General features: G+C 63.4%; 13 protein-coding genes. 3 read left to right on the top strand and 10 right to left on the bottom strand.

The features are described from left to right. Positions 1 to 2: 2 nt before the first annotated feature. Positions 3 to 1,463: an IMP dehydrogenase gene (gene guaB, locus BTO02_RS09910; RefSeq protein ID WP_075156890.1), complete on the bottom strand. Its 1,461-nt coding sequence runs from the start codon at positions 1,461 to 1,463 to the stop codon at positions 3 to 5. 313 nt (positions 1,464 to 1,776) lie between these two features. Here guaB and BTO02_RS09905 point away from each other — a divergent pair, with 313 nt between their 5' ends. After that, positions 1,777 to 2,808, top strand: a complete 1,032-nt coding sequence (locus BTO02_RS09905; protein WP_075158745.1) for a DMT family transporter — start codon at positions 1,777 to 1,779, stop codon at positions 2,806 to 2,808. 175 nt (positions 2,809 to 2,983) lie between these two features. Here BTO02_RS09905 and BTO02_RS09900 read toward each other — a convergent pair whose 3' ends face one another. Together BTO02_RS09900 and BTO02_RS09895 are read right to left on the bottom strand one after the other, a co-directional pair. Then, positions 2,984 to 3,316: an RnfH family protein gene (locus BTO02_RS09900; RefSeq protein WP_075156889.1), complete on the bottom strand. Its 333-nt coding sequence runs from the start codon at positions 3,314 to 3,316 to the stop codon at positions 2,984 to 2,986. Between the two features lie 31 nt (positions 3,317 to 3,347). Then, positions 3,348 to 3,782, bottom strand: a complete 435-nt coding sequence (locus tag BTO02_RS09895; protein WP_075156888.1) for a type II toxin-antitoxin system RatA family toxin — start codon at positions 3,780 to 3,782, stop codon at positions 3,348 to 3,350. A gap of 269 nt (positions 3,783 to 4,051) precedes the next feature. On the opposite strand from BTO02_RS09895, the gene smpB reads away from it, so the two are divergent. Continuing rightward, a complete protein-coding gene (gene smpB, locus BTO02_RS09890; RefSeq protein WP_075156887.1) occupies positions 4,052 to 4,498 on the top strand; it encodes an SsrA-binding protein SmpB in 447 nt (148 codons plus the stop codon). A 120-nt stretch (positions 4,499 to 4,618) separates the two neighbouring features. Here the strand turns inward: smpB and BTO02_RS09885 are convergent, their stop codons facing one another. From BTO02_RS09885 to ppsA, 3 genes are all read right to left on the bottom strand, one after another. Continuing rightward, positions 4,619 to 5,545, bottom strand: a complete 927-nt coding sequence (locus BTO02_RS09885; RefSeq protein WP_075156886.1) for an SPFH domain-containing protein — start codon at positions 5,543 to 5,545, stop codon at positions 4,619 to 4,621. Positions 5,546 to 5,627: 82 nt separating this feature from the next. Then, positions 5,628 to 6,062, bottom strand: a complete 435-nt coding sequence (locus BTO02_RS09880) for an NfeD family protein (protein WP_075156885.1) — start codon at positions 6,060 to 6,062, stop codon at positions 5,628 to 5,630. A gap of 185 nt (positions 6,063 to 6,247) precedes the next feature. Beyond that, positions 6,248 to 8,650, bottom strand: coding sequence for a phosphoenolpyruvate synthase (gene ppsA / locus BTO02_RS09875; protein WP_075156884.1), 2,403 nt, complete (start codon positions 8,648 to 8,650; stop codon positions 6,248 to 6,250). Between the two features lie 517 nt (positions 8,651 to 9,167). Between ppsA and ppsR the strand changes: the two genes are divergently transcribed. After that, positions 9,168 to 9,983 carry a posphoenolpyruvate synthetase regulatory kinase/phosphorylase PpsR gene (ppsR, locus tag BTO02_RS09870; protein WP_075156883.1) on the top strand — a complete coding sequence of 272 codons (816 nt, stop codon included), beginning with the start codon at positions 9,168 to 9,170 and terminating at the stop codon, positions 9,981 to 9,983. A gap of 21 nt (positions 9,984 to 10,004) precedes the next feature. Here the strand turns inward: ppsR and BTO02_RS09865 are convergent, their stop codons facing one another. From BTO02_RS09865 to lpxA, 4 genes are all read right to left on the bottom strand, one after another. Then, positions 10,005 to 10,790 (bottom strand): TrmH family RNA methyltransferase, encoded by a 786-nt coding sequence (locus BTO02_RS09865; RefSeq protein WP_075156882.1) that lies wholly within the window; start codon positions 10,788 to 10,790, stop codon positions 10,005 to 10,007. Between the two features lie 67 nt (positions 10,791 to 10,857). Further along, positions 10,858 to 11,739 carry a ribonuclease HII gene (gene rnhB / locus BTO02_RS09860; RefSeq protein WP_075156881.1) on the bottom strand — a complete coding sequence of 294 codons (882 nt, stop codon included), beginning with the start codon at positions 11,737 to 11,739 and terminating at the stop codon, positions 10,858 to 10,860. Further along, positions 11,736 to 12,905 (bottom strand): lipid-A-disaccharide synthase, encoded by a 1,170-nt coding sequence (gene lpxB, locus BTO02_RS09855; RefSeq protein WP_075156880.1) that lies wholly within the window; start codon positions 12,903 to 12,905, stop codon positions 11,736 to 11,738. The genes rnhB and lpxB overlap by 4 nt, the downstream gene beginning before the upstream one ends. Positions 12,906 to 12,911: 6 nt before the next feature. Further along, the gene (lpxA, locus tag BTO02_RS09850) at positions 12,912 to 13,700 is read right to left on the bottom strand and encodes an acyl-ACP--UDP-N-acetylglucosamine O-acyltransferase (RefSeq protein WP_075156879.1); all 789 of its coding nucleotides are present in this window, start codon (positions 13,698 to 13,700) and stop codon (positions 12,912 to 12,914) included. Positions 13,701 to 13,733: the final 33 nt, after the last annotated feature.

Below are 13,733 nucleotides of genomic sequence, written 5' to 3'. Positions count from 1 at the left end.
GATCAGTCCACGTGATAGTTGGGCGCTTCCTTCGTGATCTGCACGTCGTGCACGTGCGATTCGCGCATGCCGGCCGCGGTGATCTGCACGAACTCGGCCTTCTCGTGCAGTTCGTCGATCGTGTTGCAGCCGCAGTAGCCCATGCTCGCGCGCACGCCGCCGATCATCTGGAACAGGATCGCGCTGACCGAGCCCTTGTACGCGACGCGGCCTTCGATGCCTTCCGGCACGAGCTTGTCGATATTCGCGGAGTTGTCCTGGAAGTAGCGGTCCGCCGCGCCGTCCTTCATCGCGCCGACCGAGCCCATGCCGCGATACGACTTGTACTGGCGGCCCTGATACAGGAACACGTCGCCCGGCGACTCTTCGGTGCCGGCGAACATGCTGCCCATCATGACCGCGTTCGCGCCGGCCGCGAGCGCCTTGCTGACATCGCCCGAGAAGCGCACGCCGCCGTCCGCGATCAGCGGCACGCCCGAGCCTTTGAGCCCTTCGGCGACGTTCGAGATAGCCGTGATTTGCGGCACGCCGACGCCGGCGACGATACGCGTCGTGCAGATCGAGCCCGGGCCGATGCCGACCTTCACGCCGTCCGCGCCGTACTCGACGAGCGCCTTCGCCGCGCTTGCCGTGGCGATATTGCCGCCGATCACATCGACGTGCGGGAAGTTCTTTTTGACCCACTGCACGCGCTCGAGCACGCCCTTGCTGTGGCCGTGCGCGGTATCGACGACGATCACGTCGACACCGGCCTGCACGAGCAGCGACACGCGCTCCTCATTGTCCGCGCCGACGCCGACCGCCGCGCCGACGCGCAGCTTGCCGTGTTCGTCCTTGCAGGCGTCCGGGTGTTCGGTCTGCTTCGTGATGTCCTTGACCGTCATCAGCCCGCGCAGCTCGAATGCATCGTTGACGACGAGCACACGCTCGAGCCGATGGCTATGCATGAGCGCCTTTGCTTCGGCGAGCGGCGTGCCTTCCTTGACCGTGACGAGGCGCTCGCGCGGCGTCATGATCGTGCGCACGGGTTCGTCCAGACGCGTTTCGAAGCGCAGGTCGCGGTTCGTGACGATGCCGATCAGCTGCGCGCCTTCGACCACCGGAAAACCCGAAATGCCATGCTGTTGCGATAGCGCAATCACATCGCGCACCTTCATTTGCGGCGGCACCGTGATCGGATCGCGCACGACGCCCGATTCGAAGCGCTTGACCTTCGCGACCTCGCGCGCCTGCTCGGCCGCGGTCAGATTCTTGTGAACGATGCCGATGCCGCCTTGCTGCGCCATGACGATGGCCAGACGCGCTTCGGTGACCGTGTCCATGGCGGCGGACACGAGAGGCATATTCAGGGAGATATTGCGGGTCAGTCGGGTTTTCAGGCTGGTGTCGCGCGGCAGAACGTCGGAGAAGGCCGGGACGAGGAGCACGTCATCGAACGTGAGTGCTTTCTGGATCAGACGCATGGCAAATCCTATAGGCGCAAAAGCGAATTATACGCGATACCTCCCCGGTTTTCATCGTCCGAACAGTCAGTTAGCGAATTTCGTCAGGTTTTTTGATGCCCGATGGCATCGTATTTGCCAGCGCATTTCGCTTTCCCGTTCGGGTGTGGTTCGATCCGTTTTCGTTTCGGATTTGCGTTTCGGATTTGCGTCCGGTTTTTCGTTTTGCGCTTACGCCTCGAGCAAGCGCGCAGTTGCAGAATCGAACAAGACGCGGCCGAATGGCGCACGCTATGCTGCGCGCACTTTCAGTTCTTTCGGATCGAGGCAGGCAATGCGGCGCGGCGTGATGTATGGAATGATGGCCGGAGCGTTATGGGGCACGGTTTTCCTCGTGCCGCGGCTGCTCGCCGATTTTTCGCCGCTGCTGCTCAGTTCGGGCCGATACATGATGTATGGCGCGGTGTCGATGGTTGCCGCGCTGCCGTCCGCGCGCTCGCTGCTGGCGCGCCTCACCGCCGCGGATATTGCCGCGCTCTTCAAGCTGGCGCTGGCCGGCAACCTGCTCTACTACCTGCTGCTGACCGGCGCCGTGCATATGGTCGGCATCGCGCCCGCTTCGCTGATCGTCGGCGTGCTGCCGGTCACCGTCACCTTGCTGGGACGGCGCGATCATGGCGCGGTGCCGCTCGCGCGGCTCGTCTGGCCGCTCGCGATGGTGCTCGCCGGCATCGCGTGCATCAATATCGATGTGTTTTCGGCCGGCGCGGATTCGGGTGCGGGCGCGGACGCGCTTGCGGGCGCCGGCGCGGCGCTGATAGCCGGCAGCCCGATCCTGACGAAGCTCGCGGGTCTCGCATGCGCCGCGGGCGCGCTCGTTTCGTGGACGTGGTTCGCGGTCGAAAACGCCCGCTATCTGCAGCGCAACGACCATTTCAGCGGCAGCGAATGGTCGGTGCTGTGGGGCATCGTCACGGGTCTGCTCGGCGCGGCGCTGTGGATCGTCGTGGCCGCGTTGCCGGCCGGCTTCGCGACCGCGCCGCATGGCCCCCTCGCCGATTCGCGCTGGCATCTGTTCTGGATGCTGAACCTCGGGCTCGCAATCGGCGCGTCGTGGCTCGGCAACGGTCTGTGGAACGCCGCGTCCAAGCGCCTGCCGCTCACGCTGTCAGGGCAGTTGATCGTGTTCGAAACGCTGTTCGCGCTGCTTTACGCGTTTATCTACGACCACCGTCTGCCGCGCGTTCTCGAAGCCGCCGCGATTGCGCTGTTGCTCGTAGGGGTCAGCTGGTCGGTGCGCCAGCATGCGGATGACGGCGCGAAGCGCACGTCACTCGAGGACAAGGCGCAGGCGGCCGTGCATTGATTGCCGGACGGTCGGCGCGCCCGGCGCCGTAACCGCAGCAAGCACACAGCAAACAACGCCAGGCGCGACCAGTGCAAGTGCAAGTGCATCCAGCGATCAGTGCGGCGAGCGCGGCGGCCGGCAACGCTCGAAAGAAACATGGGCGAAGGAAGCGCCTGCGAAAGACACGCCTCCCTTAGCGCGAATCCTTCGGCAGCCACTTCCGCCCTTCGATCGACCCATCCCGGCGCGTCTTCTCGACGCGCCGCTGCCGCGCAAGCTTCGGGTCGACGATAAGCGGACGGTAGATCTCGACGCGATCATGGTCGGCGAGCACCGCATCGAGCGGCTTCAATTTGCCGAACACGCCGACCTTCTGCTTCGTCAGATCGATCTCGGGATGGCGCGCGAGGATGCCGCTCGCGCCGATCGCCTGTTCGAGCGTCGCGCCTTGCGGCAACTGCAGCGGGATCAGCGTCTGCTGGTCGGGCAGCGCGTAGCAGACCTCGATCGACAGCAAAGCATTCATGGCCGGCCGCCCATACTCATTGCATGCCTCATTACTTGCCGTAGCGCTGGTCTGCGCGCTTCACGAACGATTCGACGAACGTGTTCGCGATATGGCTGAACACCGGCCCGATCAGCTTCTCGAGGATGATGTTCGAGAATTCGTAGTGCAGCGCGAATTCGATCTTGCACGCATCCGAGCGCAGCGGCGTGAAGCGCCAGAAACCGGTGAATTTGCGAAACGGCCCGTCGGCGAACTGCATATCGATGCGCGAGGGTCGCTGTTGCGTGTTGTGTGTGGCGAAATGCTGCCTGATGCCCTTGAAGTTGATGTCGATGCGCGCTTCCATGCCGTTCTCGTCCTGCTGACGAATCTCGACGCCACCGCACCACGGCAGGAAATTGGGGTAGTCCTCGACGTCGGTGACGAGGTCGAACATCTGTTCCGCCGAGTGGCGTATCAACACGGTTTTCTGGACATCTGCCATAAAGTAAACGGCACGTAGCGAGAGTAAAACGGTAATAAGAGAGTACGCGACCTGATAACGCAAACGCACTGCAAGTGACCCAAGTACGCGCAAGCCGGATACAAGCGCGATACAAGCGCGATACAAACGGGGCCACAAACACGACCCCAACCCGACGCACTGACGCGACAAACAGCTAAAAATCGCGCAAAAAGCACGCCGGACACGGCGGCTTTCCGGCTTCGCTTTGCTAAAATCGTGATTTTAAACGAGTTGGGCAATTTCCATTCATGAGCATCATCGAAAACAGGAAGGCGTTCTTCGATTACTTCATCGAAGAACGCTACGAAGCCGGACTCGTGCTCGAAGGATGGGAAGTCAAGGCACTGCGCGCGGGCCGCGGGCAGATCAAGGAAGGCTACGTCGTGATCAAGAATGCGGAGCTGTTTCTGATCGGCACGCACATCAGCCCGTTGCCCGAAGCCTCGACGCACATCACGCCCGACCCGGTACGCACGCGCAAGCTGCTGCTGCACTCAGCCGAAATCAGCAAACTGATCGGCAAGATCGAGCAGCGCGGCTACACGCTCGTGCCGCTGAACTTTCACTACAAGGGAGGCCGTGTCAAATGCGAAATCGGCCTCGCGAAGGGCAAGAAACTGCACGACAAGCGCGAGACCGAGAAGAAACGCGATTGGGAACGTGAAAAAGCACGGCTGATGCGCACGCCGACGTGACACGCGCCGCGGCGCCAACCAGGCGCTACACGGCGCTACTCGGCGCTTCTGCACGTCCGCACCGGCGGCGGCGCCAAACCCGCAGCCCCGCCAATTGCGCCGACATGGAAATAATAAAACTCAGGCGTTAGCGCCCTTCTGCTGTTTGACGATCGTCAGCGCCGACGCGATCATCGAACTCATCTCCGACAGGTTGCCCGGCACGATCAGCGTATTGCCCTGCTTCGCGAGATTCGCGAACGCATTCACGTACTGCTCGGCTACCTTCAGGTTCACGGCTTCCATGCCGCCTGTCGACTGGATCGCCGCGGCGATCTTCTGAATTGCCTGCGCATTCGCCTCCGCGACTGCGAGAATCGCCGCCGCCTGGCCTTGCGCCTGATTGATCGCCGCCTGCCGCTCGCCTTCCGACTTCTGGATGGCCGCCTCACGGCCGCCGGACGCGATATTGATCTGCTCCTGCTTGCGGCCCTCGGATGCCGCGATCAGCGCGCGCTTTTCGCGCTCCGCGGTGATCTGCTGCTGCATCGCGTGCAGGATTTCCTTCGGCGGCGTCAGGTCCTTGATTTCGTAGCGCAGCACCTTCACGCCCCAGTTGGACGCGGCCTCGTCGAGCGCGGACACGATGCTGTGATTGATGAAGTCGCGCTCCTCGAACGTCTTGTCGAGTTCAAGCTTGCCGATGACCGAACGCAGCGTGGTCTGCGACAACTGCGTAATCGCGAATACGAAGTTGCTCGAGCCGTACGACGCCTTCATCGGGTCCGTCACCTGGAAGTACAGCACGCCGTCCACCTGCAGCTGCGTGTTGTCGCGCGTGATGCAGACCTGGCTTGGCACGTCGAGCGGAATCTCCTTGAGCACATGCTTGTACGCGATGCGGTCGACAAACGGCAGCACGAGCGTCGCCCCCGGTGTCAGCGTCGCATGGTAGCGGCCGAGCCGCTCGACAATCCATGCGTGCTGCTGCGGCACGATCTTGATCGTCCGGCCGATCAGCACGATCACGATAATCAGAAACACGACCGCGAAGATCGTCGATTCCATTGCTGCACCTCTTTTCTGGTTTGCTTCGTTATGCCGGCGGTTGGCCTGCTTGCCGGTCCGCTATCGGTCCGCTATCGCCCCGTTACCGCTCGGGATTCGCAACGACAACCAGACAACTGCCGCGCAACGCGGTGATCCGGTACACGCGCGCATCTTCGGGCTCGCCGGGCGCGAGCTCGACGTCCCAGGCTGCGCCGCGATATTGCGTCCGCGCGCGGCGATCGTGCCACTCGGGCACCGTCAACGTCGCGCCGATATCGAGATTGACGTCGGGATTCTGTGCGGCATCGGCGCGCGGGTTGCGGCCGAAGCGCGAGCGCCGCAACAGCGCCACGGCGACAAGCGCGACGAGCGCCGCCGCCGCAAGCTGCGCCGGTAACGGCGCGCCCGCCAGACGCGCAAGCGCCGCGGCAACGAAGCCGAGCGCGATCATCAGCAGATAGAACGTGCCGCTCATGAGCTCGAGCACGATCAGCACGCCCGCGCCGACCCACCAGAACCAGCCTGTTAGCGCCACTTCGGCCTCCCAAAAACAAAACACCCCGGAACCATCCGGGGTGTTTTATAGCACGAACTCAGTCGCGAATCTGGAACGATTTGTGTCTGCGCTCGACGCCTGCCCGGCACGCTTGCGGCACTCGCGCTTGTAGTAGTACTTGTACTTGCGCGCAAGTGCCGCCGGGACAATGCAATGCGTGCTGCTTACTTCGTCTGCAGCTTCGCCAACGCCTGCCACGTCTCGATGATCGTGTCCGGATTCAGCGACATCGACGCAATGCCGATTTCGGTCAGCCACTGCGCGAAGTCCGGATGATCGGACGGGCCCTGGCCGCAAATGCCGACGTACTTGTTCAGCCGCAAACACGTGTCGATCGCGCGCTTGAGCATGAACTTGACCGCCGGATCGCGTTCGTCGAAGTCGGCCGCGAGCAGTTCCATGCCCGAATCGCGATCGAGGCCGAGCGTCAGCTGCGTGAGGTCGTTCGAACCGATCGAGAAGCCGTCGAAGTACTGCAGGAACTCTTCGGCAAGAATCGCGTTCGACGGCACCTCGCACATCATGATGAGCTTGAGGCCGTTCTGGCCGCGCTTGAGGCCGAACTTCTCGAGCAGCCCGACCACGCGCTCCGCCTGCTTCAGCGTGCGCACGAACGGCACCATGATCTCGACGTTATCGAGGCCCATCTCTTCGCGCACGCGCTTCAATGCCGCGCACTCCATCTCGAACGCCAGCGCGAAGTCTTCGGCGATATAGCGCGATGCGCCGCGGAAACCGAGCATCGGATTTTCTTCATCCGGCTCGTAACGCGAGCCGCCGATCAGCTTCTTGTACTCGTTCGACTTGAAGTCCGACAGACGCACGATGACGGGTTTCGGATAGAACGCCGCCGCAATCGTCGCGATGCCTTCGGTCAGCTTGTCGACGTAGAACGCGCGCGGCGACGCATGGCCGCGTGCGACGCTCTCGACCGCCTTCTTCAGATCCTGATCGACGTTCGGGTACTCGAGAATCGCCTTCGGATGCACGCCGATGTTGTTGTTGATGATGAACTCGAGCCGCGCGAGACCGACACCCGCGTTCGGCAGCTGCGAGAAGTCGAATGCGAGCTGCGGATTGCCGACGTTCATCATGATCTTCGTCGGGATCGGCGGCAGTTCGCCGCGCTGCACTTCGGTCACTTCCGTTTCGAGCAGACCGTCGTAGATGCGTCCTTCGTCGCCTTCCGCGCACGACACGGTGACGAGCGCGCCGTCCTTCAGCACGTCGGTCGCGTCGCCGCAGCCGACCACGGCCGGCACGCCGAGTTCGCGCGCGATGATCGCCGCGTGACACGTGCGCCCGCCGCGATTCGTGACGATCGCGGACGCGCGCTTCATGACCGGCTCCCAGTTCGGGTCGGTCATGTCGGCGACGAGCACGTCGCCCGGCTGCACACGTTCCATCTCCGACGGATCGTGAATCACGCGCACCGGACCCGCACCGACCTTCTGGCCGATCGCGCGCCCCGTGGCGAGTACCTGCGACTGGCCCTTGAGCTTGAAGCGCTGTTCGGACTTGCCGTTACCCTGGCTCTTCACCGTCTCGGGACGTGCCTGCAGGATGAAGATCTTGCCGTCGCGGCCGTCCTTGCCCCACTCGATGTCCATCGGGCGCTGGTAGTGCTTCTCGATGATCACCGCGTACTTCGCGAGCTGGATCACGTCTTCGTCGGTGATCGAATAACGGTTGCGCTGCTCGGGCGTCACATCGACGGTCTTCACGCGACCTTCTTCGCCGGCTTTCGTGAATTCCATCTTGATGAGCTTCGAGCCGATCGAACGGCGGATGATCGGGTACTTGCCCTGCTCGAGCGTGGTCTTGAACACGTAGAACTCGTCCGGGTTCACCGCGCCCTGCACCACTGTTTCGCCGAGGCCGTAGCTCGACGTGATGAACACGGCATCCTTGAAACCCGATTCGGTATCGAGCGTAAACATCACGCCGGCCGCGCCGACGTCCGAGCGCACCATGCGCTGCACGCCCGCCGACAACGCGACTTCGGCATGCGTGAAGCCCTTGTGGACGCGATACGAAATGGCGCGATCGTTGTACAGCGAGGCGAACACGTGCTTCATGCGATCGAGCACGTCTTCGATGCCGGCCACGTTCAGATAGCTTTCCTGCTGGCCGGCGAACGACGCGTCGGGCAGGTCTTCGGCCGTGGCCGACGAACGCACGGCAAACGAGAGATCGGGCGTGCTCTTCGACAGCGTGTCGAACGCGGCGCGGATTTCCTGCTCGAGGCGCGCCTGCAACGGCGCATCGACGATCCACTGACGAATTTCCTTGCCCGCGGCGGCGAGCGCCTTCACGTCGTCGACATCGAGCGTTTCGAGACGTTGGGCGATGCGTTCGGTCAGATTGTTGTGAGACAGAAAGTCGCGAAAGGCAAGCGCAGTGGTGGCAAAGCCGGTCGGCACCTGAACGCCCGCTTCGGCGAGTTGGCTGATCATCTCGCCCAGCGATGCATTCTTGCCGCCGACAATGTCCACGTCGGTCATTCGCAACTGTTCGAACGGAACTACATACGCCTTGTCCTTTGCGACGTTAACTGCGTTAGTCATACAAGCCCCTAAGAGTGGAAGAAATACTCGATTGCGCAAGTGGGCTTGCACGCGCGGCGCTCATTGGAAGCGTTCGCGCGTCTTGCGCAACCTGTTGGAGAAACAATCGCCCGGGCGGCAAACCTCTAATAACCGCTTGGTAAATTCATGAGCCGACGCCCAAACTGACATCTGAGCGGCACTGGCCTCCGGTTTGCTTGCAATTGCTTATCCAACAGGTTGCCGCTATTCTACCGTGCCGATTCCCCGAAATGTGCCGGTCGGCCAACAATGGCGCGAAGCACGCCGCAAAGCCGCCTGCCCCGATGCGGGTAAAATCGCGCAGAAGCCCGCCCGGCGGGCATGTGCTGTACCGCGCGGCGCCTTGCGGCGGCGCGGACGTCGAGGCAGACCCGCATCGACGTGCCGCCATTGACGTACCGCATCGGTGCTCCGCACTGATGCACATTTCGTGCCGCACCCTTTGTTCGAGCGGTTCGCGCCGCTCACGTTCCCCGCTCACGTTCCCCTCAGACCGATGCCGCCCACCGTATTCATCGTTTCCGACGGTACCGGGATCACTGCCGAAACTTTCGCGCATTCGATCCTCTCCCAGTTCGACCAGAAATTCCGGCTCGTTCGCGTGCCGTTTGTCGACTCGACTGAAAAAGCCTACGCGACACTCGAGAAGATCAACGAAGCGGGCCGCCAGGAAGGCCGCCGGCCGATCGTCTTCACGACGCTCGTGAACAGCGCGTCGAACCAGATCGTCAAGGACTCGGATGCGCTCGTGCTCGACATGTTCCAGACCTTCGTCGAGCCGCTCGAACAGGAGCTCGAGCTGAAGTCGAGCCACGCGATGGGCCGCGGGCACCAGAACGCCGACACCGAGGAATACAAGAATCGCATCGAGGCGATCAACTTCTCGCTCGCGCACGACGACGGCCAGTCGAACCGCAATCTTGCCGAAGCCGATGTGATTCTGGTCGGCGTATCGCGCAGCGGCAAGACGCCGACGAGCCTCTATCTCGCCATGCAGTACGGCGTGAAAGCGGCGAACTATCCGCTGATTCCCGAGGACTTCGAACGCGCCAAGCTGCCCACGCCGCTGCTCGCGCATCGCGAAAAAATGTTCGGGCTGTCGATCGATCCGCAGCGTCTCGCCGAAATTCGCAACGAGCGGCGTCCAGGCAGCAAGTATGCGTCGCTCGAAAGTTGCCGCTACGAGATCAACGAAGCGGAAGCGATGATGCGGCGTGAGGGAATCAAGTGGCTGTCGTCGACGCACAAGTCGATCGAGGAAATCGCAACCACGATTCTTCAGGAAATCCGGCTCGACAGGCCGGCGTACTGAACAGACGCCGATCGCCCTGCCTCATCGACGCCCGCGCTGCTGCCGGCACTGCTCGAACAGGCACACGGCAGCGGCGGCTGCCACGTTCAGCGATTCCATGCCGCCCGGCTGCGGGATCGTGACCCGGTGCGTCACGGCCGCACGCCAAGCCGCCGACACCCCCGCGCCTTCGTTGCCGAACACCCACGCAAGCTGCCCGGACAGGTCGCAATCGTAAAGCGCCTGCGCGCCATGCGAGTCGGTGATCGCGATCGGCACCGCGAGCCGCTCGATCAACGCATGCGGCTCGATATCCTCGTGGACGCGCAACAGAAAATGCGCGCCCATCGCCGAGCGCAGCACCTTCGATGCCCACGCATACGCGGTGCCCGGCATACAGAACACATCGCCGATGCCGGCTGCGGCCGCACTGCGCAGAATCGACCCGACATTGCCCGCGTCCTGCACGCCGTCGAGCACGACGCAGCTTTGCGTCACGCGTTCGGGCAGCGGCACGGCGGGCCGCTCGACGAGCAGCAGCAGGCCGACGCCATTGACGACATTCGATAGCTGACCGAACAACGTATCGGGCAACGTCACGATGCGCGACGATTCGATGCGCGCGACGATCGCCTGGGCTTCGTCGTGATGCAATGCGCCTTCGGTCACGACGCAGGTTTCGGGCTGCCCCACGGAATCGAGATACGCGCTCGCGAGATGAAACCCTTCGAGTAGCGCATGCGCGCTGCGACGCTGCTGATGCGTCGAGCCAGCGAGCGCCTTCAGGCGCTTGTAGAGCGGATTGTCGCGCGAGGTAATTGGCTTCACGTCTGCGGCTTCACGTCTGAGGCTTCGTCGGGAATGTCACGTCTGGATGTCGGGCGCGCCGCCCGGTTCAAAACGGCGGGCGATCGAGATCGAGCGACGCGTCTTCGAACGCCGCGTCGCCAAAGGCCGGCGCTTCGACAACCAGCATTTCGGATGGCAGATCGCCGGGCGCGGCCCCAAGCCGCAAATGCGCTTCGCGCACCGGTGCGAACGAGCGCCGGTGATGCGCGCAAGGCCCATGCTCGCGTAGCGCAAGCAGATGCTGCGGCGTACCGTAGCCGGCGTGCGCATCGAATCCGTACATAGGGAACGTCTGATGCAGGTCGAGCAACATGCGATCGCGCGTCACCTTCGCGAGAATCGACGCCGCCGAGATGCACGGTACCAGCGCATCGCCGCTGACGATCGCCTCGCTGCGCACGCTCAAGGTCGGGCAGCGGTTACCGTCGATCTTCGCGAGCGTCGGCACGATCGACAGCCCTTCGACCGCGCGTTTCATGGCGAGCATGGTCGCGTGCAGGATGTTCAGCGTATCGATCTCTTCGACCGATGCCGAGGCGACGCACCATGCGAGCGAGCGCTCGACGATCTTGTCGTAGAGCGCCTCGCGCTTCTTCGCGCTGAGCACTTTCGAGTCGTCGAGGCCGCGAATGCGCCGCTTCGGATCGAGAATCACGGCGGCGGCCACCACGGGTCCGGCCAACGGCCCGCGCCCCGCTTCGTCGACACCGCAGATGATATCGAGCGGCGACTCGAAGTCGAGTCCCGGCTGCACGACGGTCACTGCGGCCACCGTTCTGGCAACCGCCGTCCGGACCTTTTTCGACGCGCTGTTCGCGATGCTCTTTGTCGCGTCTTTCGCCGCACTCTTTACCGCGCCCTTTACCGCACTCGTTGCCTCTTCGGCCGCGACGGTCTTCGTGCGTCTCGACGGCGCTTTCTCGTTCATGCCCGCCCCTTGTTGCGCGACTCGACCACCTGCGCGACCGCTTCCGCAGCGCGCTGCGCCGTGTTCTGCCTGAGCGCGTGATGCATTTCCGTGAAAATTTCCGTCAGCGTGCGCCGGTTTGCGTCGTCGCGCAACTGGGTCAACGTCGCATCGGCAAGCGCTTGCGGCGTCGCGAAATGCTGCAGGATTTCCGGCACGACGAAGCGCCCCGCGAGAATGTTCGGCAGGCCGACATACGGCAGGTAGCCCTGGCGGCGCATGATCTGCCCCGTGAGCCACGGCACCTTGTATGAAATCACCATCGGCTTTTTCAGCAGCGCCGCTTCGAGCGTCACCGTGCCGCTCTTCACGAGCAATGCGTCGGCTGCCGTCATGGCGAGTTGCGCGTTGCCGTCGGTCACCGTCAGCGCAAGTCCGGGGTGCGCGTCGATCAGCGGCTTGAGCTGCTCGCGCAGCGCCGGTGTCGCGGCCGGCATCACGAAGCGCACGCCGGGCTCGCGTTCCTGCATCAGCGCCATCGCATCGAAGAACGTCGGCCCGATCAGTTCGATTTCGGAGCGGCGGCTACCTGGCAGCACCGCGATGACCGGACCGCCGGCAGGCAGGCCAAGCGTGGCGCGCGCGCCGCGCACGTCGGGTTCGAGCGGAATCTGGTCGGCAAGCGGATGGCCGACATACGTCGCGGCGACGCCGGCCTTTTCGAGCAGCGGTTTCTCGAACGGAAACACGCACAGCATATGGTCGACCGCTTTCGCGATCTTCTTGATGCGTCCGCCGCGCCACGCCCAGATCGACGGGCACACGAGATGCACGGTTGGAATACCGGCATCGCGCAGCGCGTGTTCGAGGCCGAAATTGAAATCGGGCGCATCGATGCCGACGAACGCGTCGGGCGGGTCCGCGAGCAGCTGCCGCTTGAGTTCGTTGCGAATGCCGAGAATCTCGGGAATATGCCGCAGCGCTTCGACATAGCCGCGCACCGTGAGCTTATCCATCGGAAAATGCGCATCGAAGCCATGCGCAATCATGCGCGGACCGCCAATGCCGTAACTGCGCGCGGCGGGTAGCCGTGCCGCAAGGCCATCGAGCAGGGCCGCGCCGAGAATGTCGCCGGACGGTTCGCCGGCGACCATCGCTAGCCGCGGCTGACTGGAGTGCAGCGGCATCGCGCGTTAGCGGATGATGCCGCGCTGCGACGATTCGACGAAGTCGACGAACGCGCGCACCGCTTCGTCGCCGTCGCCGCCCGCCGACGCGAGCTCGCGCAACTGCAGCTTCGCTTCTTCGAGCGACAGGCCGTTCTTGTACAGTAGCCGGTACGCCGATCGCAGCGCCGAAATCGCGTCGGGCGAAAAGCCGCGCCGACGCAGCCCTTCGACATTGATGCCGTGCGGTTCGGCCTTGTTGCCAGCCGCGATCACGAACGGCGGCACGTCCTGCACGAGCGCCGATGCGCCGCCGAGCATCGAATGCGCGCCGATGCGCACGAACTGATGCACGCCGGACATGCCGCCGACGATCGCGTAATCATCGATCAGCACATGCCCCGCCATCTGCGCGTTGCTCGACAGAATCACGTTGTTGCCGATCTGGCAATCGTGGCCGACGTGCACGTAGGCCATGATCCAGTTGTCGTCGCCGACCGTCGTCACGCCCGTGTCCTGCACGGTGCCGGTGTGGATCGTCGTGAATTCGCGAATCGTGTTGCGGCTGCCGATCACGAGTTTCGTCGGCTCGCCCTTGTACTTCATGTCCTGTGGCCGGCCGCCGATCGATGCGTAGTGGCCGATCGTGTTGTCTTCGCCGAGCGTCGTGTGACCTTCGATCACGCTATGCGAACCAACCGTGGTCCGCGCGCCGATCGTGACGTTCGCGCCGACGATGGCGTACGGTCCGATTTCGACCGTGTCGTCGAGCTGTGCACCCGGCTCGATGATCGCAGTGGGATGAATCCTGCTCATGCGCCCTCGCTTTGTATTCCAGTTCGCGTTGAG

The organism is Paraburkholderia sp. SOS3 (assembly GCF_001922345.1).
GTDB lineage: Bacteria > Pseudomonadota > Gammaproteobacteria > Burkholderiales > Burkholderiaceae > Paraburkholderia.
This window is presented reverse-complemented; position numbering and strand designations above follow the sequence as displayed.